The following is a 20,933-nucleotide window of genomic DNA, read 5'->3' on the forward strand; positions in this document are numbered from 1 at the left end:
GTGTGAAAACTTTAAGGCGGGAGAGAGTAGCCTTTCTCAAGAGCTTTTATATTTAACTCTAACCATTTCTCCGGGACAATCTCCTTTAAAGCTTCTTGGACATGCTTGATCTCCATTAGACCTGTAACCTTCAACATATGTCCCAATATAACCATGTTTGTAACCCTTTGCGAACCGATAGATTCTGCTATGCTACTGTAAGGCTGGGATTTCAAATTATAATTGGCGAATTTCTCCTCTGGAACGACTAGATTATCGATGAAGACCAAGGTTTCCGGGCGTAGTATTTTCAAATAATAGTCAAGCCTGAACGGGTACATGAAAACCGCAATGTCAGGCTTCTGCACCTTCAAGTAGTCTATCTCGCCAATATCACTCGCCACTATCACTTCAGCCCGGCTCTCCCCACCCCTCGTCTCGCTGGCGTACGACTCCGTTGAAACCGCGTAAAGGTTAGCATACTTGCTTGCAGCTAAACCGATTATCCTCCCCATTAACAATACTCCCTGTCCACCCCTACCCACAACCAGGATTTCCTTCTTCACTTATTACCACCCCGTAGGAAATCAATGAATCCTGGATTGTCCCTAACAATGTACTCTCCTATTACGATCCCTTTCTCCCAGTTGATAGCGGCTTCTTCAAGGGTTGGCCTAGGCTTATATGTGACCCTCTTTTTCAACTCATTATACATTTCGACAGGGTCTCTCAGACCTATGTGCCTCCCGTAAACCTCTGGACAAGTGCTCACTACCTCGATAAACCTGAACCCTCTCATCCCTAGCGCCTTGTAGAAGTATTGCTCAATGTAGTGAGGGGTTGTAATACTAGCCCTCGCGACGTAGTTAGCGTTGAGAGAAGATACAACTTTGACAACATCTAACGGAGGCTCCGGGTTGCCGTGCGGCGTTGTGGTTGTTCTAACACCGAGAGGAGTTGTAGGTGCAACTTGCCCCCCTGTCATTGCATAGACGAAGTTTGTGAACATAACCGTGATAATGTCTATGTTCCTCCGCGCTGCATGCAATAAATGATTCCCGCCTATCCCGGCGATGTCCCCGTCTCCGCCTACCACTATGACTGTTAGCTCAGGATTAGCAAGCTTTACCCCAACCGCGAAGGGGATTGCTCTTCCATGAAGAACGTGGGCAGAATCGTAATTGACGTAGAATGATAGACGGGCTGAGCAGCCAATACCCCCAACCCAGACAACGCTATCTGGAGAAATCGATCCCTCATCAATCCTTTTTTGAAGCCCGCGTAACATAGCCCCTAAACCTATCCCTAGGCCGCATCCGGGGCAGTATAGTGTTGGAATTCTGTCTGTTCTTAAATGCCTATCTAACGGATGCGTCTTAATTGTTAAAGCCATTGCGTGACCGCCTCCTTCACCTCTTTTAGAGTTGGAGATTCGAGGTTAAGCACAGGGGCTTTATAGACCTCTCTATCACACAGTATTCTCTCAACATCCAGGGCTAGTTTCCCAATATTGTTCTCAACCACTATGATCTTCCTCCCCTTAATCCTCTCCCTAATAACTTTTTCATGAAGCGGCCACAGGGTTTTGGGTCGGAATAGCCCTGCTCTCAGCCCGCTACTCCTCAACTGTTTAGCGAGAGCGAAAACAGTTCTCGCAACAGACCCGTATGCCACCAAAACTATGTCAGCATCGTCGAGGAAGAATCCCTCATACTCGAACAGCCAGTCGATATTTCTAGTAATCTTCGCGTTCAACCTAGTAACAAGCTGTTTATATTTTTCGTTGTTAGGAGCATAGTATCCTTTTTCATCGTGAACCAGGGATTCGACAAGGACCTTATACCCTTTGCCGAAAGGCGCCATAGGGGGAACCAAATCCTCGTCGGGGAGGTAGGGCATGTAGCCCTCCTTACTCCTCGGTGTTTTCCTCTCGATTATTTCAACCTCTCCAGGTTCTTTAACAACCAGTGGCTCCCATACGTGAGCGAGTATTGCATCTGAGAGTATGAAAACAGGTGTTCTAAGCTTTTCCGATGTGTTGAAAGCTTTTATGGTAAGGTCAAATGCTTCCTGAACGCTCCAAGGTGCGAATGAGGGTATGATGTAGTCGCCGTGCGTTAGCCACCTTACCATGAAAATATCTGACTGTGTTGTCTTAGTTGGAACGCCCGTACTTGGCCCCGCTCTCATAACGTGGGCTATGACGATCGGGGTTTCGGTTATCACTGCGAGCCCTATTCCTTCAGCCATCAATGATAAGCCAGGACCAGACGTTGCCGTCATGGATTTTACACCAGCGTTAGAGGCCCCTATTATGGCGTTTATTGAAGCTATCTCATCCTCCATCTGGATAACAACCCCTCCTCGTCGAGGCAGCTCCTCGGCAAGATACTCCATTAAATCAGAACTAGGTGTTATGGGATAGCCTGCGTAGAACTTTAACCCTGCAGTCATGGCGGCCTCTGCGACAGCTATGTTCCCCGAGGCGAATACTTTTCTCACTTTCCCACCCCCTCAACGAATATTGCGAAATCGGGACAACTGTACTCGCAGAGCCGGCATCCAATGCATTTTTCAATATTAACCGGATCCGGTGGGCGATAACCGTTCTTGTTGAAGATGCCGGATTTTGACAGAACCTTTGCCGGGCAAATATTAATGCAAAGGCCACACTCTTTGCATCTATCTACTATAACGTTAACCCTGTACTTCTTGTTTTCTTTTGAAATGAGAGATAAAGCGTGTGCCAATACGTTCACCTAGCTTGTATCGGGGAATAAGGAATGTATATAGCGGTATAAAAATTTTTGAAAAATATGGATCAGTTAACATTATTTACCTTAAGAAACATTCTTGATAACCAGAGGTGTATTCGTGAATGATGGTTGAAATAAGATGGCATGGTAGGGGTGGACAAGGAGCTTGGACGGCTAGCAATATCGTGGCAATGGCTGCTTCATACGAGGGCAAGTATGTTCAAAGCTTCCCCGCGTTCGGACCGGAACGGTCAGGAGCCCCAATGTTATCGTTCACTAGAATAAGCGATGAACCAATAGAGATACACAGCATGGTGTACAACCCCGATATAGTAATAGTTCTCGACTACACACTACTGTCTCCGAACATAGTACAGGGGTTGAAGAAGAATGGGGTCATTATATCAAATTACGTGGGAACCCCAGAGTCATTTCTGGAGAAACTACAGATAAAGAAGGGAGACTACCGGGCGATCATAACACCTGCTTCCAAACTCGCCCTCGAAATATTAAAGGTAAACATAACGAACACGGCTATGATAGGTGGCTTGCTGAAACTAGGAAACATCATATCATGGAGTAGTGTTGAAAAAGCAATTAGAGAAAGGTTCAAAGGACCGGTAGCAGATAAGAATCTTGAACTGATAAAGAAGGCTTACGAGTCCGCGGTCGAGGTGTAGTGTTATGAGTAGTCAGAGAGGATGGAAAGAACTCCCATTAGGCGGGATTGCTTACAGGTTGTCGACTGATGTTAAGACAGGTGATTGGAGAGCCCTTAAGCCAGTCGTAGACCACAACAAGTGTACGAAATGCATGCTTTGTTGGCTCTTCTGCCCAGACATGGCTATCGTGTGGGACGGAGAGAAGATACAGGTCAACTATGACTACTGCAAGGGATGTGGAATATGTGCTCACGAATGCCCTGTGAAAGCAATATCCATGATACCTGAGTTCGAGGAGGTGTGAACGCGTGAGTAAGCTAGAAGTTAAATACCCATCTCACATGCAGGAGATTCTTAACGTAAACGGTGACGAGGCTGTAGCCTATGCTGTTAAGCAAAGCCTTGTAGACGTTGTCTCAGCATATCCTATCACCCCCCAGACAATCATTGTGGAGAAATTCTCAGAGTTCGTTGCCGACGGATTGGTTCACACAGAGTTCGTGCCAGTTGAATCCGAGCACTCTGCCATGAGCGCCTGTGTGGGCGCGGCTGCTGCGGGAGCCAGAACCTTCACTGCTACGTCTTCCCAGGGCCTTGCGTTAATGGTTGAGATAGTATATATTGCATCAGCGTTAAGACTTCCCATCGTAATGGCTGTGGCTAATAGGGCTTTATCGGCCCCAATCAACATTCACAACGACCACAGTGACGCATACCTGATGAGGGACGCAGGCTGGGTTCAACTCTTTACCGAAAATGTTCAGGAAACATATGACACGACCATACAGGCCTTCAAAATAGCTGAGGATGAAAGAGTATTACTGCCCGTGGCAGTAAACCTTGACGGATTCTTCCTCAGTCACACCCTCGAAAACATTAGAGTGCTCCCAGATGACGCTGTGACCGAGTTCCTCGGCGGATACAGGAAGGTGGCAAAACTTAGGGTTGACTACTATGATGAGCAAGTGCCTCACATGTTGAACCCGGCGCGCCCGCTAACCTTTGGGTCCTTGGATCTCTATGATTACTACTTCGAGCACAAGGTTCAACAAATAGAAGCAATGAAAAATGTTCCAGCAGTCGTGAGGGAGGTTAACGAGAAATGGTTCGCGTTAACAGGGAGGAAGTACGGAGATGGAGTAATAGATGCTTACGGCGTTGAGGACGCTGAAATAGTCATAGTAGCCATGGGTAGTGGTGCAGGAACTGTAAGGAGCGTTGTAAAGAAGTACAGGGAGAAAGGGGAGAAGCTGGGATTATTGAGGATCAGAATGTTCAGGCCCTTCCCATACGAGGAGGTCAAAGGTCTTCTTAAGGATGCAAAAGCGGTGGCAGTAATGGATAAAGGAATCGGCCCAGGGAGCTTTGGAGCCTTATACCAGGATGTAGTGAGTAGCCTATACGATCTTGGATCTCACCCATTAACCGTGGACTACGTGTACGGGCTAGGAGGGAGGGATCTCACCCCAGAGCTCGTTGCAAAAATGATTGAGCAGGTGAAAGAAGACGTGAAAACGGGTCAGGTTAAAGAAAAGATAAGATACCTGGGGGTGAGGGGGTAAAATGGTAGTTAAAACTCTTCCCGAATTCCCCGTAAAGAAGGGAGAACCAGCCTATAAAATATGGATATTCGAACCCGGCTGGAAAGGAGAAATCCCGTTGAATTTCAACCTTAGACAAGTAGCAGAGCAGAAGAGGAGTGCGCTATTACCAGGCCACAGATTATGTGCAGGGTGTGCCGCTCCTATAGTTGTTAAACTAGCAAGCTTCGCTTTCAGAGGCCCCACAATCGTGGTTAACGCCACAGGTTGTCTCGAAGTCGCCACTACAGTATTCCCCTATACTTCCTGGGCGGTTCCATGGATCCATAACGCGTTCGAAAACGCTGCTTCCACAGCAGCTGGAGTGGAGTCTGCGATAAAAGCCTTGAAGAAAACTGGGAGGCTACCTTATGAGCATGTTGACGTAGTTGTTTTCGCAGGCGATGGTGGAACATTCGACATCGGGTTCCAAGCCTTAAGCGGGATGGCTGAGAGAGGCCATGACGTTCTGTACATATTGTACGACAATGAGGCATATATGAATACTGGAATACAGAGAAGTGGCGGTACTCCAAAGTATGCTGCGACAACTACTTCACCAGCAGGCGAGGTGATACCGGGTAAACCGGAGAGTAAGAAGCCTATTGCAGACATCATGGTTGCTCACAGAATACCTTACGTTGCAACAGCTACACCTGCTCACTGGATGGACTTTATGAAAAAGGTTAGGAAAGGACTGGAAGTCAACGGCCCAGGATTCATACACTCGTTGAGTAGCTGTGACAGGGGTTGGAGACACGATAATGCAATAAGTATTGAAGTATTAAGGAGAGCTGTTGACACGTGCTACTTCCCGCTGTGGGAGTGGACGCCGGAAACCGGTTACATGCTGACTGACAGGAGCCTAGTGATCGCGAGAAACCCGTCTCTGAAACAGCCTATTGAGCGGTTCGTGGAGGTTCAGGGAAGGTTTAGGCATTTAATGAAGCCTGAGAACAAGGAGAAGCTGAAGGAGCTTCAAGAATACGTTGATAAGGTCTGGGAAGACCTGCTTAAACGAGCAAGCAATGCTCCTAAATAGGTTGATAGCTATTAAGGAGGAATTGCTTACCACCTTAATGTCTTTTTTAAAACACGACCCATTGATCCTTGGAGTGGGAACGCCGTTAAGAACCGACGATTCCTTCGGGCTCGTGGCCTGCGATTTTTTAAACTCCATGGGAATTGAATGTGTCAAGTGTGAATACGGTATAGAGTCATGTCTAACAGACATAAACGATAAAAGGCCTAAAGCCCTGTTGATTATTGACGCTGTTCTCGCTCGTGGATCACCTCCTGGGTCTATCATACTGGCCGATGAATCGGCGATAGCTAGTGGGGAGATATTGGTGACAACCCATAATATTCCCCTGAAAACGTTACTTGAAATCCTAAGAAAAGAATATGGCGTGGAAAGAATAATGATAATAGGTGCGACTCCTTTCTCCCTGGACTATGGTTTAGACTTGACAAGCGATATGATGCGATCACTCGAATACTTTATCAATGTCTTTAAGCAAGCCTTTTTCTCAACCAAAAAAGATATGAAGGAAGAAACGGCATAAACGGCAGGGTCTTAAAGAGTAGTTTGTAATGTTTATCATAGTCATCCCTTCTGAATAACCCTATTTTCTCTATAAACTCGAGAATGGGAACCGGTAACCAGTACCTGGTTCTACTAAAGAATTTCGTCATAAAGTGCTCAGCTTTCAGTTTAAAATAGCTCTGAGATAAGTATGCTTCCACATAACCACGGGGATCATTTTTATCCAGTGTCTTGGCTAGCTCGGGGGCCAGCTTGAAAATATAGTATAACCCTCCACCGGTATAGGGTTTTACTAGGGGTATTGAGTCGCCGAAAAAGAATAAATGATTTGCGAACACAGGGATTTTTAAAGGATGACTACACGGGATAAGGCCGCCGAAAAACTCGGCAACACCCTTGGGTTTTAAGCCATTTAAAGCTAGCAATTTCTCATTAATGCTTTTTGGCAATGTTTTCCTAGACATATATCCAGACAGAACCAAATTTTTATCAAATGGTATTATCCAATGAAATAACAAATCATTATGGTTAATATAGGTTACTATAATTCTTTTCTCATTGATATAGCTAGTCTCAAACAATCCCTGGAAACCAATTAGGTAACAAGGTTTTGCTTTAAAATACCTCTCCCTGAAGAGGCTTAACACACCGTCACTGGCAACTACGTCCTGGCATTTTATTTCATAATTCTTAGAGTGTATTTCTGTAGGGGTTTCCCCTGGTTTCGCCTTTACTTTGGATAAAAACTCTATTTGAGAAGACACCTTATCAAAAAGTTTCCATTCCAACAAGGGTCTTTTGACATGGAAGACTACGGGCTCTTTAAAGTGGAAAGCATGTTTTCCGACTCCGAGAATGTTGAATTCGATCTCATTATATTCGTGATCAATCAGCTTAGGAGATAGTTCTTTTTCAATAATCTTCTTCGTCTCTAACCCGACAAGCCCGGCACAGTGCTTGGGGATTCCTATTTTTTGATGTTCCTCTATTAGGGTGATGTCTCTTTCCTTAACATGTAGCGCTGTTAAAAGTCCAGCCGGACCAGCACCCACTATGCAGAGGTCCTTTCTCATCACATTTCCTCATAATCCCTGGAGGATACCTTCATTGAATACTTTTTAGCTTTCAATTCTTTAATAATATACTTAAAAGCCTTAATAGGATCTGATGTTGAACCACAAGTGTACACGTCTATGGTGGCAAATTCGTACTCAGGCCACGTGTGTATTGATATATGGCTTTCCAATATTATTCCCACAATGCTAACCCCAGGATTTATTTTCCATGCTTTTACGTCTAGGAGTGTTAGATTGCCTTCCACAGCCGCGTTCCTCACAATCTTCTCCAAAGCCTTCTCATCGCTGAGTATTGCTGGGTCGCACTGATAGGCCTCGCCGTAAACATGCTTACCTATAACTTTCTTCAAAGTAAGCATAAATTCCCCCCTTCTCTTTCTATGAAAAATTAACCCTTGATTCTTTATAAATATTACCCCCACCCCTCGCGAGAGAAATGATCATATTTCACCCCGGGGGATTACTACGTGTTTCTAGAAAGTTCACAGTTTTATCCCCCGTGAACAGTATTTTAGTTTTGTGAAGCAAATATGAAGCTGTTTGGCACTGCAGGAATAAGATTACAATACCCGATGGAACTTGACGGTGTACTCGCCTACAAGTTAGGGTTGACCATGGGTTCACTAGGGTATGGGAAGGATTTCTTCATAGTGCATGATACGAGAACCACAAGTCAATTACTAACATATGCGTTCACAGCAGGAGTTATGGCTTCCGGGGGAAACACGCGAATAGTAGGCGTGGCACCAACCCCTTTAGCAGCCTACTCGGCCAGGAAGTACAAAGGAGTAGGTGTTAGCGTGACTGCGAGTCATAATCCCCCCGATTACAACGGGTTTAAGTTTTACGATAAGGAAGGATATGAGTTCACAAGGAAGGAGGAGTCTGAAATAGAAAGGAATATATGGAGGAAAGCGAAGCCCGTTGATTGGCATTTGGTAGGAAAGGCCTACCGTGAAAGGGCCGTTGTAGAAGAATACGTTGAGGACTTGATCAGCTTCGTAGGTTCAAGTCCCGGCAGGGGCGTTAAGACATTCGTAATAGACTGCGCTAATGGCGCTTCATACAATATATCACCTAGAATTATAAGAAGCCTCGGTGGAAGACCTCTCACCATTAATTGTAATCCGGACGGGTTTTTCCCGTTTAGAACGCCGGAACCGAGGAAAGATGTCCTGGAAGAATATGCTACTATGTTTCGAGGAGTAAGTCCATCCGCGATCTTTGCCCACGACGGTGATGCTGACAGGCTGGCCGTGATAGACCCTGTTGACGGGTTTGTGAAACAGGATAGAATTCTGGCGTTTTTCGCGAAAAAAGCTTTAGAGGATAAGACGGGCAGAGTCGTTGTGTCTATAGACACCGGTAGGGCGCTAGACGAGGTAGTTGAAAGAGAGGGGGGAGTTGTTGAAAGGTATGTGTTAGGTAAGACGCATGAAAGAGTGAAGGAGGTTGGAGCATCGCAAGTTGTCATGGCTGGGGAGCCCTGGAAACTCATTTATACTTCATGGGGGCCATGGGTAGACGGCATACTCCAAGTGGCTATTCTCACAAGTGCCTTGATAAGGGAGGGGGTTACAAGAATTTCAAAGCTACTTGAAAAAGAGAATATTCCTGACTACCCGTGGGATAGGAGGAGCTACATAATATCCCCGCTCGACATTCGGGAAAATATTTATAATTCACTAATAGAAGAAATGAAGAGTCTCCTAGGCGATCCAGAAAACATTATAACAATTGATGGGACCAGGCTGGAGTATGCGGATGAGTCATGGGTACTTATAAGAAAAAGCGGGACAGAGCGGAAAATCAGGGTTTACGCTGAAGCTTTAAACAAAGGGAGGCTTGAAGAAATGCTCATGAAGATTGAGAAAAAACTCGTTGAGATTGTTAATAAAATGGGTGGTAGAGTGGTTGAAATAACTTATGGATGAGGAACTGATTTATAGGGGGATAGTCATACATATTTCTGACCAACAATGTCCATAGCTAGAGAACCTAGGAAGAGGAAAATCATAGAAACTGGTTTAAAAGACCTAGAACCCAGCATTAGAGAACATGTTGAAAATTTAATGGAAAACATTAAAGATGTAAGTGAGAAGAGTCCCACTAGTAAGATTAAGAGGAAACAAGCCTAGCATTTATGTTTCTAATCTCCCCAATATTTTTAACCTTCAATGGGTCTTCCGAGTATTCGACAATATCCCCGTAACAACCGGGAAGGAGACAGCCAAGTCGTTCATCTCTTAGAGCGTAAGCCCCTCCTCGAGTATACGAATCCAAAGCTTCCAGTATCGAAAGTGCTTCACTGGAGTGGTCGTAACCGTATTCAATGCCATCCCTCAAGCCTCTTGTAATAGCTGCATATATTGTTTCAAACGGAGCGACAGGTTCTACGGGAGAGTCCGTAGATAGAACTAGTGTCGTTATTCTGCTCAAAGTTTTAAACCTATAAACCCATCTAATCCTTCCCTGCCCTACTCTTGACAATATCCACTTATCGCTCAATATGAACCTTGGTTGCACGACAATTATTGGTTTCAAAGCCTTTATCGGCTCCAACTGATCATCCCTTACAAGGCTAGCGTGCTCAATCCTGTGTACTCCCGGATTAGCTGAGGATTTCAAAGCATCAAGCGCTATGTCCAAGGCAGCGTCGCCTATCGCGTGCATTGCTAATTGAAGACCGTTCTCCTCGGAGAATTTTAAGGCTTCTTTAATAGTGTCCATAGACACGTTGCACATGCCTCTCACTCCTGGAGCATCAGAGTAATCATTCCTCAGCAACGCTGTTCGCGGCCCCAGTGCCCCATCTATTAGGATCTTTATCCCCCTAACACTAAGCCCCCGCGGATATTCTTGACTTAGAACCTTTCGCAATTCTTCCCGTTTATTGATTAACTCGTCAACCAGCACGTACGCATAAGTTCTTACTGCTACTTTTTCACGCTTGTAGAACTCTAATAAGGCTTCAAGCTCTTTTAATCTTATCCCAGCCAATCCGATGGCCGATACTCCATTACTCTGCAGGATTTCAAAACCTTTTGAAAACGCCTCAGCTAATTCTCCTTCACCAGCCTGGGATCGAATATGTGCCAATAGTTTCCAAAGGCTAGACTCATATATGTATCCGGTTTCCACGTCAAGCCCTTCTGAATTTCCCAGGATGGTTAGGGCTCTTTCAACCCCTAACGTGTTCAACACTCCTACATGTCCCGATTGATGAACTATGAGAACCGGGTCATTCCCTAAATATTTATCGATCTCGCTCCTAACTGGCATCCTCCCCTCTTCAAGGTAAATGGGGTTTAGCCTTCCTGAGATCTTCCATTCACCGATTTTCCTAGAGTAATGTTTTAACTCCTCAAGTATGGATGGGATGTTTCTACCATGCAACTCTTTTGTGAGCGCCTCGAAACCTAGGGAGTCTAAATGTAAATGCGAGTCTACGAAACCCGGTCCTAGCGGTTTCTTAAAAACTGTTTCCTCGCTTATACCAGGCATAGTGGATAGCTTCTCATAACTTCCTGCGGCAACTACTTGGTCTTGATGGACAATAATGGCTTCAGTTTTCACTAGCGGTTTGAACAATAAGTAAATGCCCTGCTCAGAAGCAATTAACTTCATGCTGATATCCTAAAAAGCAATTATGTGCGGAGAAGTTTTTAAACCGGGTTGATTATATTTAAAAAGCACTCTTTCCGCCCATGACGGTGGGAAGCTTGGAACAACGTCTAAAGGAGTATAGTGGTAGCGTTTTAGACCTTAATTTTGGAAAACCGATAGTTGTATTAAATGAAGCCGATGCTCGGGAGCTTGGTGTAACTCCAGGCAACATACTATTAATCATTCACGGGGATAAGCAGAAAACCGGAGTAGTAATGACAACCAAGACCATGGTTAACAAGGGTTCACTAATGGTGACAAATGAGCTGGCAAACGCTTTAGGCTTGAAAGAAGGTGGGGCTGTAGGCATTAAACCGTTAAGCATACCTCCTAGTTTTCCAGCGCTCAAGAAAAGATTGAAAGGTGAGAGACTTGAGGAATCTCATTACAGAGAAATTGTTAAAGATGTGGTGGAGGGGGTTTACGGGGAAGCCGAGATCGCAGCGTTTCTTGTAAGCCAATTGTTCTATGAACCAACAGAGGAGGAATTAACTTACTTGATTAAGGCAATGGTGGAAACAGGGAGCAGAATTGTTTTCGAAGAGCCCGCTAATGACGTTCACAGCGTTGGTGGCGTACCAGGTAATAGTAAAGTAGCCCTTATAACTGTTCCCATCGTTGCGGCATCAGGACTATTGATCCCGAAGACAAGTAGCAGGGCGATAACGAGTCCTGCAGGAACTGCGGACACTGTTGAAGTATTAGCAAGAGTTGACTTGACGATTGATGAGATAAAGGAGATTGTTAAAAAGACGAAAGGGGTTTTAGCGTGGGGCGGAAAGCTTAACCTAGCACCTGCTGACGATATTTTCGTAAACATTGAGAGGCGCCTAGCAATTGATCCTATTTATCAAATGGTAGCTAGCATACTCTCTAAAAAGCTTGCAATGGGCATCGAGAGACTAGTTATAGATATCCCAGCTGGAAGGGGAGCGAAAGTACAGGAGGTGTCTAAAGCTGACGAGATGGCTGGAATATTCATAAGGCAGGCGAGTAAAATGAACATTGCTCTTAAAGTAGCAATAACTTACGGTGGTCAACCAATAGGGTTAACAACCGGTCCGGCCTTGGAGGCTAGAGAAGCCTTATCCGCGTTAATCACGGGTAGGGGAAGTCGTAGTTTAGTCGATAAAGCTTTACTGCTAGCAGGGCTTGTCTTAGAGTTAAGCGGGAGGGTTCCAGCCGGAAGCGGTGAAGAGGTTGCCAGAGAGATTTTCCTTTCAGGGAAAGCTTATGAGAAGTTTAAGGAAATCATAGAGGCTCAAGGCGGAGACCCTAATGTTAAGCCGGAGGAAATCCCCATAGGGAAACACTCTTACACTCTAAAATCTCCTCTTGAAGGAGCTGTAACCCACCTAGATAATGCTGCGATAACAACTCTTGCAAGGGCTTGCGGAGCTCCATATGATAAAGGAGCCGGGGTTTATCTTCACGCAAAGGTCGGTTACAGGGTGAATAAGGGAGATCCGTTGATAACTCTCTACAGTAACAGTGCCTCAAGGCTTGAGACTGCTGTCAACCTGCTCTCACAAACCCAGCCCATAATCGTTGAAGGAATGTTGTTGAAAACTCTCCCATAAACGATAAAGCAGGTTTTTAATCGAAACACGCGATTAGTGAGTAATAGGGATTTGCCTTGAAATACGACGTTGTAATTGTGGGAGCGGGAGTAGCCGGATTAGAGTCCGCGATTGTCCTAGCCTCGAAGGGTTTTAAGGTTGCTGTTGTGGAGAGCAAGCCTGCTGAAAAAATAGGTGATAAAACCTGTGGAGACGCGATAGGCATCCACCACTTTGAGAAGATAAGCTTGGAAATCCCTAGTAAGGTAATTGATTACAAATACCAGGGAGTGAAGATTTACAGTCCTAGCGAAAAACACGGCTTAATCGTTCCCGGGGAAGGAGTCAGCGTGAACAGGGTTAGGTTCGGGCAATGGCTTCTAGAGGAAGCACTGAAGAAGGGGGTAGAACTTTACGATTCCCATGTTCTCACAGACGTTATCATCAAAAACGATATGGTCGAAGAGGTAAGAGTTAAAAAGGTCAACGGCCCAGTGGTCGAGCTCAAGGCTAATGCTTTCATAGATGCGAGTGGCGCCCGCCCTGCCCTAAGGTCAAAACTCCCCGATACATGGCCGATCTCTGATAAACCATTCACAACAGACTTCAACATTGCGTACAGAGAAGTTATTAGGAGTGTTAACCCTATTCCAGAAGAGGACTCTAAGTACGCATTAATTTATTTGAACGCAGAGGTCGCTCCTGGAGGATATTGGTGGTTGTTCCCCAAGTCTGATGATCGGGTTGTTTTAAACATTGGGCTGGGTGTTGTTTGGAACGGGGTTTACAATCCAAGACATAACTATGAAAAATACCTGAAACCCCGTTTCAGAGGCGATTTAATCCATGCTGGAGGAGGAATTGTGCCGACGAGAAGACCTCTTCCAACCCTCGTATGGAGGAACGTTGGCGTCGTAGGGGATGCCGCCTACACTGTCAACCCTGTACATGGGGGCGGGATCGGATCCAGCCTCGAAGCCGCGTACATCGTCTCCACATATATTGGCAACGGTCTAGAAGCCGGTGGGGTTGACGAGAAGAAGGTCTGGGAGGCGAACATTAAATACATGCAGGCTTATGGTGCTAAGCAGGCTGGGCTCGATATTTTAAGAATGTATCTTCAAAAATTGAGCAACGATGATTTTGAATGGATACTGAAGAATAAGATTGTTGACGGTTCCTCCGTTTACGATTTAGGCGTCAAAGGAGAGCTCGGGGAGAAAATACTTCACACTGTTAGCGCAATGATAAAGTTGCTGGGAAAACCAAGTCTCCTAAACCAGTTGAGAATAGTGAGAAGCTATATGAATCGATTGATGAGTCTTCACTCAACAGAGTATCCTAAATCACCCGAAGAATTGCCCAAGTGGATGAGTCTTGTTGAAAACATTGTGGAAGAATACGCGAGAACAATAGGTTTTGATAGAGGGCAAAAAGTTAAATGGTGAATTTTGCAGGGCTCGATCTTTCAGCCAAAGAATCTAACCCTTCAGGTTTAGCAGTGATAAATTCATTTAAAGAAATAATAGACTTGACACTAGTGGTTAGCGATGATGAAATAGCTTCTAGAATTATCCTCTACAAGCCGATTATAGTAGCCATTGATGCGCCCTTAACTTTCACCGGAAAGCCGTTCAGGCAGGTTGACAGGTCATTGTTGAAGGCGGGTTTCAGAGTCCTCCCCGCAACTCTCACATATATGCGTGAGCTAGCTGAGAGAGCGCAAGCGCTTAAGAAGATTTTAGAAAGCAGAAATGTCGCAGTGATTGAAACACATCCTACCAGTGCTTTAAAATCAAGCAGGTGTAGTTCTCACATTAATCTGTTCCAGTCCTTCGGTTTTAAACAGGAAACACCAACCCTTAGGAACAAACATCTCATTGATGCTTTAATCTCATCAATAGTTTCTTATCATTATTATCACGGAACATCAGTGATTTTTAAAGAAGCTGACGGAGAAGTACACTTGCTCCCTACGCTATGTTAGGTTAATCTCTAAGTCGTTTCAGATAGGATGCGTTGTCCTTTATCAAGTCTGCAACGTATTCTATGAGAAACTTTCGGGAAAAAGCCGTCAACATTTTAACGGTTAATGGTATTTGAATCTTTGCCCCCGAGGCTTTCAAATGGCCGCCGCCATTGAGTGCGACCGCGAGATCTCTAACGTTTACATTCCTGCTCCTCAAGCTTAACTTGCCGTCACGAGACACTATTACAGCCACATCCAGCCCAACCCTTGACAAAACCAGGGAGGCGAGAAAGCTGTTTTCAACATCTTCCCTAACGTGAACAACCCCGATCTTAAACCCGTTGGCCTCGAACACTTCGAAGTCCATGTTTTTCGATAACTCGCTCAACTCTTCCAATTCTTTCTCAAACTCTTCAAGAACTTTTTCCTCAAACGCCCTGTCCCAGTAAACACCGCTTGAAATAGTTTCAACCACAACATTTTTCCAGGAAACAGGATCCTTCCTCCTCACAAGCCTTATGTAGAATGGTGAAAGCCAGTGGTCGAATCTCCACAAGTCTCCCCCGCAAACACCATTAACAAGGTTTTCCAGGAAATCTGGCGGGACATTGGACCTCTTGATAAAAGCATGCTTAGCAACAACACCAACCCCGCAAGTTTCCCTATCTACATGCAGTTTAACTTCATACCGTCTCATACTTTCTACCCATTCTTTATCCCACACGTGATGGTCAAACCATTCAATCTCTACTTTTTTAGCGCTTAAGCTTGATATGGCCTCTAAAACCTGGCTAAAAACACCCGGGTTGACCCCAATGTCAAACACCGCTATTCTCTCCGGCGGATTTACAACAACTCTTCTAAGCACCTCGTTAATTAAATAGGGTTCTGTGTAGATTACTTTGTAATCTGAAATACCTGTAGCGTACAAGTACAAGCCGGCTGCCGCTACGCCATCCATATCTGTATGCGTTATTAGCAAATTTTTCATGGCAATTCAGCCATAGAGTATTTAATTATTTCCCGGAGTATTTTATATATGGTTTAGACTATTTAGGTTGGTTTTAGAGGAGTGTCAGTTGGCTACCGGGGATATTCCGGTTGAAAAGGACAGACTTCACATGCTTGGTGACGTGATTTTCGAGGCTCAATTATTGTTGAAAGCCAAGTACGTCGAGTCTTTACCAGGAAATTTACAAAGTTTTAAGGAGTTTTTAATCAAGCACAACAAAGGTACCTATCTTTTGACGGGGAACGTTGAAAACGGTCGCGTATCCGTACTGGTAGAAAACGGTAAAGTTTCGTCTATTCTTTTCGTAGAATCTTATACAGGAGAGCGGATTGTGGGGGAGAAATCACTAGATATATTGATGAATATTCTCTCCCAGCCTAACACGACACTCAGAGTCTTTGAAGTGAGAGAAGAGAAGGAAGCTGTGGAGGTTCAAAAAGAGAAGACTGAGCAACCTGCCCCATCTGTGAAATCTGCGGAAAAACCTCAGGCTACGACTTTTCCTTCGAAGACCATCGAGCTGGACCCTGAGAAGCTTCAACGGTTCAAGCGGGAATTTCGTCAAATAGCCAACGAGACTGCCGAAGCCTATGGTTGCAGGATTGTGGACCTCGTTTACGAGCTTGTTGGAGATGACTTAACGATTCTCATAGCTTTGAAGAAGAAAGGCATATTTGGGAAGTGTTTAGAAGAGGAATTCGCTGAAACCATCAAAAACGATCTCCCATTGTTAAGAGAAAACTACGACTTAAAATTAAATATTATTCTGAAAACCAGCTTGGAAGAATAATTACTCAGCAGGAGTTTCAACGCTTTCCTTCTTCAGGAGCTCCTCCAGTTCGGACCTGGCTTTCTCGTAGACGGCTTTAGGTTCGTAGTAGTAGTCGAAGATTATTCTTGACACGTCCCACGCATCTTTTATTCCCTTAACAAGCATCCATTCCAATACCGTGCTTCTACGCTTTATCTCCTCTATTAAATCGCTCACGTCAAGACCTCTCTTCAATGCTATGTCCTGTAGATGGATACTCCTTTCAAGATTCACTACATGCGAATCCGTTCTCGGATCCCAGGTTGAAATTTTGATGTATTTTTCGAAATCCTCCACTTCTTGCACAACCGTTATTCTGCGCCTAACCTTTACTACTCCCTTTTCAACCCTTGTGATAACTCTTTGAACATGCATGAAAACATTCATTAGTCTCATGTAGGTGGGAGGAATATTCATGGGAGGGCTTGTTAAACGTTTCACGGCGTAATCTAGTGTCTCGGCGTGTATGGTTGATGCACCACTGTGGCCCGTAGCCATTGCTTGGAACAGGACGAAAGCCTCGTCACCGCGGACCTCGCCCACGATGATGTAGTCAGGCCTGTACCTCAGGCTTAGCTTGACTAAGTCGTAGAGCTTTACGCTAGTTCCAAGCGACTGTGCACCAGCAATATATACTTCTCTACTAGTGAGCTGAACCCAGTTAACGTGTGGAAGGTTGAGTTCAGGAGTGTCCTCTATCGTAACTATTTTCATCCCAGGCTTAATGAACATTGAGAGAGCGTTTAACAAGGTTGTTTTACCGGTACCGGTGCCGCCAGCCACCATGAAGGTTTTCCCATGCTCTAGCAAGAGCCATATGTATGCAGAGGTTAGGCTGTCAATATTCCCCTGTTCAATTAGCTCAATAACGCTGAAAGGTTTCTCCCTGAATTTACGAATGGTGAAAGATGGGCCTTTAACAGACACCTCGTGCCCATAGGTAGCTGCGACACGGTGTTTCTCAGGCAACATAGCGTCTAAAACAGGGTAGGCTATGCTAATGTGCTTGCCAGCCATGTGGGCAAGTTTCATAATGAGCTCGTTGAGGTATTCCTCATCCATGAACGAGACATTTGTCGGAATACTCTCGTATCTCCTATGCCATATGAAAATTGGAACGTTAACTCCATTGCATGATAAATCCTCGATATTAGGGTCTCTCAGGAATGGGTCAATCGCTCCATATCCCAGAAGGTTTCTCTCAACATAGTAGAATACTTTAATTCTTCGTGCTCCAACCAGCCCAAGCTTATCTCTATACTTCTCCGCAATTCTCTCAACCTCCTTGAACACGTAAGCTCTCAAATCCCTTACATCCTCTGGTTTAGATGGCGGGTGTATCTCGTCCATTAATATCTCAGCCAGCTTTGACAGAATAGACTTGTCCTCCGGGGTTAATCCTTGCTCCTCAACGAAATACATGGGACCCGTTGGGGTTTCCGCTATAGTTATCTTCACAAATGGCTTATAGACGTAGTATGACTCTAAAACCCTCCAGCTAGGGTCTCTTTCAACAATTCTCAACGGTTCTTCGACAGGCATTACTCTTTCAATGCTTAGTTTCTTCTCTTCTTTTTCAACAATTTCCTTAGGCTTTTTCCTGATGGTTAAAATCGATGACAGAGAGAATCTCTTTCTCGCTTTTTCTTGATTCATAACTGTGACCTACTTTATTTTTATCTACAGGTTTACTATAAAAATTTATTAACATAGCAGGTTAATTATTTCTATTGGTGTGTCAATGAAATTCTGGGATTTCATTTACAGGTGTTTCGGGGATTATGCAGATGAAGTTTTAAGGGCCTCGCCGAGTGTTGCGAAACAGTTACGAAGGTCTAACATACACATCCACGTAGAAGTTTACGCATCGCTCATATTATTTGTCCTTGCGCTTTCGGCTGGAGTAGCCGCTACTTTGGGCGTGTTAAGTTTCTTCCTAGGTTTTCCAGTTTTCCTCCCACTTGTCCTCGCCATACCACCTCTTACATACATAGTAATGATCTTGATACCCTCCCTCGTTTCAGGTTCAAGAGCCTCGGCGATTGATGGGGAATTTCCTTACACCATTAGTTATCTCAGCATCATGGTGATGAGCGGTCTATCCCCATATATCGCTTTTGAAAGAATACTAAAAGGCAGTGTTATTTTTCAGAAAACCAGTGAGCTAGCTCAAAGATTTGTACTATTAAATAAGATTCTAGGCAAGGATCCGCTTACAGCCTTCGCAATGCTTTCTGATAGAAACCCCAGCGCTAGAGTTAGAGAGACGCTATCAGGGTATATTTCAACGGTAAAGGCTGGAGGCGATGTTATAGATTATTTAAACAAGAGGGCTAGGGCATTATTCAACGACCTGCTGGTCAGCATGAAAATAATTGCTGACAGGCTCGGTGGACTGTTGGAATCGTACTTGGCAATAGTGCTGTTAACTATGATCAGCTTCACAGTCCTATACTTCGTTACAGCTAGCTATAGCGGGGTCATAGCCTTTGGCATAGACACTGGAACTATGACCCTACTCCTTTACATTCTAATGCCCTTCATAAGCATAGCAATCATCTATTTAGGGGATGTGATGCAGTATAAGGAGGCCTGGATGGATTGGAGACCTTACTACGTGTTCTTCGGGGTCACACTTCCATCTGCCGCGGTCCTATCGTTACTGGGGATAGTGCTCTACGGGAATCCGGCATTCAAAAATAACCCTGTCGTAACAGCCGTTCACGACATCCTAATACTACCTATGAAGTTAGCCGATGTTCCTCCAAACCTAACCTTTGTGGAGTCCTCTATAGCATTGTCAATGACACTGATAATTAGCATAATACCTTCACTGATCTATGCTGAATACGTCGCGAGAGAGTACACCATCAATAATGGAATCACAAGATTCATAAGAGACCTTGTTGAGGTCAGGAAAACAGGTCTTCCACCTGAAAAAAGCATAATCGAGTTATCAAGCAGGGACTACGGCGTGTTCTCCAAGTACTTGAAGAAAATATCTCTAGAGCTCACACTAGGAGTTCCACTAAGGAAAATTATCGAAGAATTATTCAAGAAGATCAAACCATGGAGGGCCAAGGTACTCCTGTTCATCCTGACCGACTCGATCGAGGTAGGCGGGGGCACTGTAGACGTTCTCGAGAACCTTGCATGGTTCGCGGAAAGCATTGAAGCAATAGAAGCTGAGAAGAAACGTTCCATGAGGACGCTCATGATAGTTCCGTACCTAGGTGCAGTGTTAACTGCTTTCACCATAGTATTCATGGCTGTCTACATGGGGAGAATACCTTTAGCATCCGGCCAGTTCAAGGCCGCGGCCTCCACAGTTCTCCCAAGCATTGTTCTGAATACTTATCTAATGGGCCTTGTCGCCGGCAAAGTTGGGTCTGGGAGCGTAGCAGCCGGGTTTAAACACGCCTTGATTCTCACCCTGGTCACGATGCTGTTCTTCATGTTCTCAAAAGTTTTCACCGGTTTCTTGTGAGGAGGCTTTCAAAGTGAAAAGTGTCAGCGAGCCATTAGTAATAATGATCCTTTTCATGACTGTTGTACTGATTTCTTTATCAATATTCTTCTTCTCAACCTTTAGTGTTGATGCTACAACAGCTTCCGTGGAGTACGGGTATGTGAAATCTCTTTTCCGCGAAATAGCCTTTAGCATTCCTGAAATCCTTAATGGTCAAACCGTTTACACTCGGCATCCCAGCTCCCTTGTAGCCTTAGGTTTCAAGAAGATACCTGTGAATCTCACTATTAGGCTGGAGCTGAGTAATAATTCATTAATACAAGCTTTCAATAAGACCGAATTCTACGCGTTAACCGGGGGTATTCGCAGAAATGTTCTGGAAGATGTAAGAGGGTCTATTGTCTATGGGAAAAACCAGACTGTTGTGAACGAGATCGAGCAACTCGCCCTCGTGCGCGAATACTACTATAACGGATGGACAATGATCGAGCTTGATACCGCAAGAATCTACTATTCCATGTATAAAATAGGGCCATCGAACTACTACTTGGAGATACTCATAGCCGATTTCGGGGGATTTTACAACATATCGGAGCCCCCAACCGTGATGGGAACCGGCTCAATAAGGCTGAAATACGAACCTTATTATGCCAGCGTTTCAGAGTTTTCATCTGTTCAAAACCTTACATTAATTCTTAATCAAACAGTAATTACTCTCAAAGATATCTTACCGCCAAATCACACAATAGATCCTGTAACAGGGTCTCTCACTGTCAGAATCGTGTATAAGAAAATAGCGGTGCTGGTGTCGTAAAAAATATTTAAACCAGGTAGCTACTAACTATTTA

The 20,933-nt window shown here is 44.7% G+C and carries 22 protein-coding genes; 13 read left to right on the forward strand and 9 right to left on the reverse strand.

What is annotated here, in order from left to right:
- Window positions 1-11: 11 nt before the first annotated feature.
- Genes IMZ38_RS05600 through IMZ38_RS05615 form a run of 4 tightly spaced genes read right to left on the reverse strand, consistent with a single transcriptional unit; the run spans window position 12 to window position 2,729 of the window.
- On the reverse strand, window positions 12-545 hold the full coding sequence (locus IMZ38_RS05600; protein WP_193435914.1) for a 2-oxoacid:acceptor oxidoreductase family protein: 534 nt from the start codon (window positions 543-545) through the stop codon (window positions 12-14).
- Window positions 542-1,372, reverse strand: a complete 831-nt coding sequence (locus IMZ38_RS05605) for a thiamine pyrophosphate-dependent enzyme (RefSeq protein WP_193435915.1) — start codon at window positions 1,370-1,372, stop codon at window positions 542-544. The genes IMZ38_RS05600 and IMZ38_RS05605 overlap by 4 nt, the downstream gene beginning before the upstream one ends.
- A complete protein-coding gene (locus tag IMZ38_RS05610; RefSeq protein WP_193435916.1) occupies window positions 1,363-2,481 on the reverse strand; it encodes a 2-oxoacid:acceptor oxidoreductase subunit alpha in 1,119 nt (372 codons plus the stop codon). The genes IMZ38_RS05605 and IMZ38_RS05610 overlap by 10 nt, the downstream gene beginning before the upstream one ends.
- Window positions 2,478-2,729: a 4Fe-4S dicluster domain-containing protein gene (locus tag IMZ38_RS05615; RefSeq protein WP_193435917.1), complete on the reverse strand. Its 252-nt coding sequence runs from the start codon at window positions 2,727-2,729 to the stop codon at window positions 2,478-2,480. The genes IMZ38_RS05610 and IMZ38_RS05615 overlap by 4 nt, the downstream gene beginning before the upstream one ends.
- Before the next feature lie 128 nt (window positions 2,730-2,857).
- Here IMZ38_RS05615 and IMZ38_RS05620 point away from each other — a divergent pair, with 128 nt between their 5' ends.
- From IMZ38_RS05620 to IMZ38_RS05640, 5 genes are read left to right on the forward strand one after another with little or no spacing between them, the layout of a single operon-like run.
- Window positions 2,858-3,415 (forward strand): 2-oxoacid:acceptor oxidoreductase family protein, encoded by a 558-nt coding sequence (locus tag IMZ38_RS05620; protein ID WP_193435918.1) that lies wholly within the window; start codon window positions 2,858-2,860, stop codon window positions 3,413-3,415.
- Window positions 3,416-3,419: 4 nt separating this feature from the next.
- Complete coding sequence (locus IMZ38_RS05625) at window positions 3,420-3,701, forward strand: 4Fe-4S binding protein (protein WP_013129256.1); 282 nt, start codon at window positions 3,420-3,422, stop codon at window positions 3,699-3,701.
- A gap of 37 nt (window positions 3,702-3,738) precedes the next feature.
- On the forward strand, window positions 3,739-4,959 hold the full coding sequence (gene porA, locus IMZ38_RS05630; protein WP_193436939.1) for a pyruvate ferredoxin oxidoreductase: 1,221 nt from the start codon (window positions 3,739-3,741) through the stop codon (window positions 4,957-4,959).
- Between the two features lies 1 nt (window position 4,960).
- Window positions 4,961-6,019 (forward strand): thiamine pyrophosphate-dependent enzyme, encoded by a 1,059-nt coding sequence (locus IMZ38_RS05635; protein ID WP_193435919.1) that lies wholly within the window; start codon window positions 4,961-4,963, stop codon window positions 6,017-6,019.
- Between the two features lies 1 nt (window position 6,020).
- Window positions 6,021-6,542 (forward strand): hydrogenase maturation protease, encoded by a 522-nt coding sequence (locus IMZ38_RS05640; protein WP_193435920.1) that lies wholly within the window; start codon window positions 6,021-6,023, stop codon window positions 6,540-6,542.
- On the opposite strand, the gene IMZ38_RS05645 is transcribed toward IMZ38_RS05640, so the two are convergent.
- A complete protein-coding gene (locus IMZ38_RS05645) occupies window positions 6,490-7,596 on the reverse strand; it encodes an NAD(P)/FAD-dependent oxidoreductase (protein WP_193435921.1) in 1,107 nt (368 codons plus the stop codon). The genes IMZ38_RS05640 and IMZ38_RS05645 overlap by 53 nt on opposite strands.
- A complete protein-coding gene (gene speD, locus IMZ38_RS05650; RefSeq protein WP_013129251.1) occupies window positions 7,596-7,958 on the reverse strand; it encodes an adenosylmethionine decarboxylase in 363 nt (120 codons plus the stop codon). Before speD ends, IMZ38_RS05645 begins: the two co-directional genes overlap by 1 nt.
- Window positions 7,959-8,129: 171 nt before the next feature.
- Between speD and IMZ38_RS05655 the strand changes: the two genes are divergently transcribed.
- Both IMZ38_RS05655 and IMZ38_RS05660 read left to right on the forward strand, forming a co-directional pair.
- Window positions 8,130-9,533: a phosphohexomutase domain-containing protein gene (locus IMZ38_RS05655; protein WP_193435922.1), complete on the forward strand. Its 1,404-nt coding sequence runs from the start codon at window positions 8,130-8,132 to the stop codon at window positions 9,531-9,533.
- Window positions 9,534-9,578: 45 nt separating this feature from the next.
- Window positions 9,579-9,737: a hypothetical protein gene (locus IMZ38_RS05660; RefSeq protein ID WP_193435923.1), complete on the forward strand. Its 159-nt coding sequence runs from the start codon at window positions 9,579-9,581 to the stop codon at window positions 9,735-9,737.
- Here the strand turns inward: IMZ38_RS05660 and IMZ38_RS05665 are convergent.
- Window positions 9,718-11,226, reverse strand: coding sequence for an amidohydrolase (locus IMZ38_RS05665; protein ID WP_193435924.1), 1,509 nt, complete (start codon window positions 11,224-11,226; stop codon window positions 9,718-9,720). The two genes, IMZ38_RS05660 and IMZ38_RS05665, sit on opposite strands and share 20 nt — an antisense overlap.
- A 95-nt stretch (window positions 11,227-11,321) precedes the next feature.
- Between IMZ38_RS05665 and IMZ38_RS05670 the strand changes: the two genes are divergently transcribed.
- Genes IMZ38_RS05670 through IMZ38_RS05680 form a run of 3 tightly spaced genes read left to right on the forward strand, consistent with a single transcriptional unit; the run spans window position 11,322 to window position 14,811 of the window.
- Complete coding sequence (locus IMZ38_RS05670; RefSeq protein WP_413743233.1) at window positions 11,322-12,845, forward strand: AMP phosphorylase; 1,524 nt, start codon at window positions 11,322-11,324, stop codon at window positions 12,843-12,845.
- A gap of 56 nt (window positions 12,846-12,901) precedes the next feature.
- Window positions 12,902-14,272, forward strand: coding sequence for an NAD(P)/FAD-dependent oxidoreductase (locus IMZ38_RS05675; protein ID WP_193435926.1), 1,371 nt, complete (start codon window positions 12,902-12,904; stop codon window positions 14,270-14,272).
- 53 nt (window positions 14,273-14,325) lie between these two features.
- Window positions 14,326-14,811, forward strand: a complete 486-nt coding sequence (locus IMZ38_RS05680; protein WP_319637035.1) for a DUF429 domain-containing protein — start codon at window positions 14,326-14,328, stop codon at window positions 14,809-14,811.
- 1 nt (window position 14,812) lies between these two features.
- Here the strand turns inward: IMZ38_RS05680 and IMZ38_RS05685 are convergent, their stop codons facing one another.
- Entirely contained in the window at window positions 14,813-15,784 is a 972-nt protein-coding gene (locus IMZ38_RS05685) for a DHH family phosphoesterase (protein ID WP_193435928.1), read from the reverse strand.
- An 88-nt stretch (window positions 15,785-15,872) separates the two neighbouring features.
- Between IMZ38_RS05685 and IMZ38_RS05690 the strand changes: the two genes are divergently transcribed.
- On the forward strand, window positions 15,873-16,595 hold the full coding sequence (locus IMZ38_RS05690; RefSeq protein WP_193435929.1) for a hypothetical protein: 723 nt from the start codon (window positions 15,873-15,875) through the stop codon (window positions 16,593-16,595).
- Here IMZ38_RS05690 and IMZ38_RS05695 read toward each other — a convergent pair whose 3' ends face one another.
- Entirely contained in the window at window positions 16,596-18,272 is a 1,677-nt protein-coding gene (locus IMZ38_RS05695; RefSeq protein WP_193435930.1) for a type II/IV secretion system ATPase subunit, read from the reverse strand.
- An 85-nt stretch (window positions 18,273-18,357) separates the two neighbouring features.
- Here IMZ38_RS05695 and IMZ38_RS05700 point away from each other — a divergent pair, with 85 nt between their 5' ends.
- Both IMZ38_RS05700 and IMZ38_RS05705 read left to right on the forward strand, forming a co-directional pair.
- Window positions 18,358-20,103, forward strand: coding sequence for a type II secretion system F family protein (locus IMZ38_RS05700; RefSeq protein WP_193435931.1), 1,746 nt, complete (start codon window positions 18,358-18,360; stop codon window positions 20,101-20,103).
- 13 nt (window positions 20,104-20,116) lie between these two features.
- A complete protein-coding gene (locus IMZ38_RS05705; protein WP_193435932.1) occupies window positions 20,117-20,899 on the forward strand; it encodes a hypothetical protein in 783 nt (260 codons plus the stop codon).
- Window positions 20,900-20,933 lie beyond the last annotated feature (34 nt).

The sequence above is a fragment of the Thermosphaera aggregans genome (assembly GCF_014962245.1).
GTDB classification, from domain to species: domain Archaea; phylum Thermoproteota; class Thermoprotei_A; order Sulfolobales; family Desulfurococcaceae; genus Thermosphaera; species Thermosphaera chiliense.

Bases quoted from the DNA above. Each gene is read 5' to 3' on its own strand.
- IMZ38_RS05605 (WP_193435915.1), bottom strand. From the start codon at position 1,372: ATGGCTTTAACAATTAAGACGCATCCGTTAGATAGGCATTTAAGAACA.
- IMZ38_RS05620 (WP_193435918.1), top strand. From the start codon at position 2,858: ATGATGGTTGAAATAAGATGGCATGGTAGGGGTGGACAAGGAGCTTGG.
- IMZ38_RS05625 (WP_013129256.1), top strand. From the start codon at position 3,420: ATGAGTAGTCAGAGAGGATGGAAAGAACTCCCATTAGGCGGGATTGCT.
- porA (WP_193436939.1), top strand. From the start codon at position 3,739: ATGCAGGAGATTCTTAACGTAAACGGTGACGAGGCTGTAGCCTATGCT.
- IMZ38_RS05635 (WP_193435919.1), top strand. From the start codon at position 4,961: ATGGTAGTTAAAACTCTTCCCGAATTCCCCGTAAAGAAGGGAGAACCA.
- IMZ38_RS05645 (WP_193435921.1), bottom strand. From the start codon at position 7,596: ATGAGAAAGGACCTCTGCATAGTGGGTGCTGGTCCGGCTGGACTTTTA.
- speD (WP_013129251.1), bottom strand. From the start codon at position 7,958: ATGCTTACTTTGAAGAAAGTTATAGGTAAGCATGTTTACGGCGAGGCC.
- IMZ38_RS05655 (WP_193435922.1), top strand. From the start codon at position 8,130: ATGAAGCTGTTTGGCACTGCAGGAATAAGATTACAATACCCGATGGAA.
- IMZ38_RS05660 (WP_193435923.1), top strand. From the start codon at position 9,579: ATGTCCATAGCTAGAGAACCTAGGAAGAGGAAAATCATAGAAACTGGT.
- IMZ38_RS05665 (WP_193435924.1), bottom strand. From the start codon at position 11,226: ATGAAGTTAATTGCTTCTGAGCAGGGCATTTACTTATTGTTCAAACCG.
- IMZ38_RS05685 (WP_193435928.1), bottom strand. From the start codon at position 15,784: ATGAAAAATTTGCTAATAACGCATACAGATATGGATGGCGTAGCGGCA.
- IMZ38_RS05695 (WP_193435930.1), bottom strand. From the start codon at position 18,272: ATGAATCAAGAAAAAGCGAGAAAGAGATTCTCTCTGTCATCGATTTTA.
- IMZ38_RS05700 (WP_193435931.1), top strand. From the start codon at position 18,358: ATGAAATTCTGGGATTTCATTTACAGGTGTTTCGGGGATTATGCAGAT.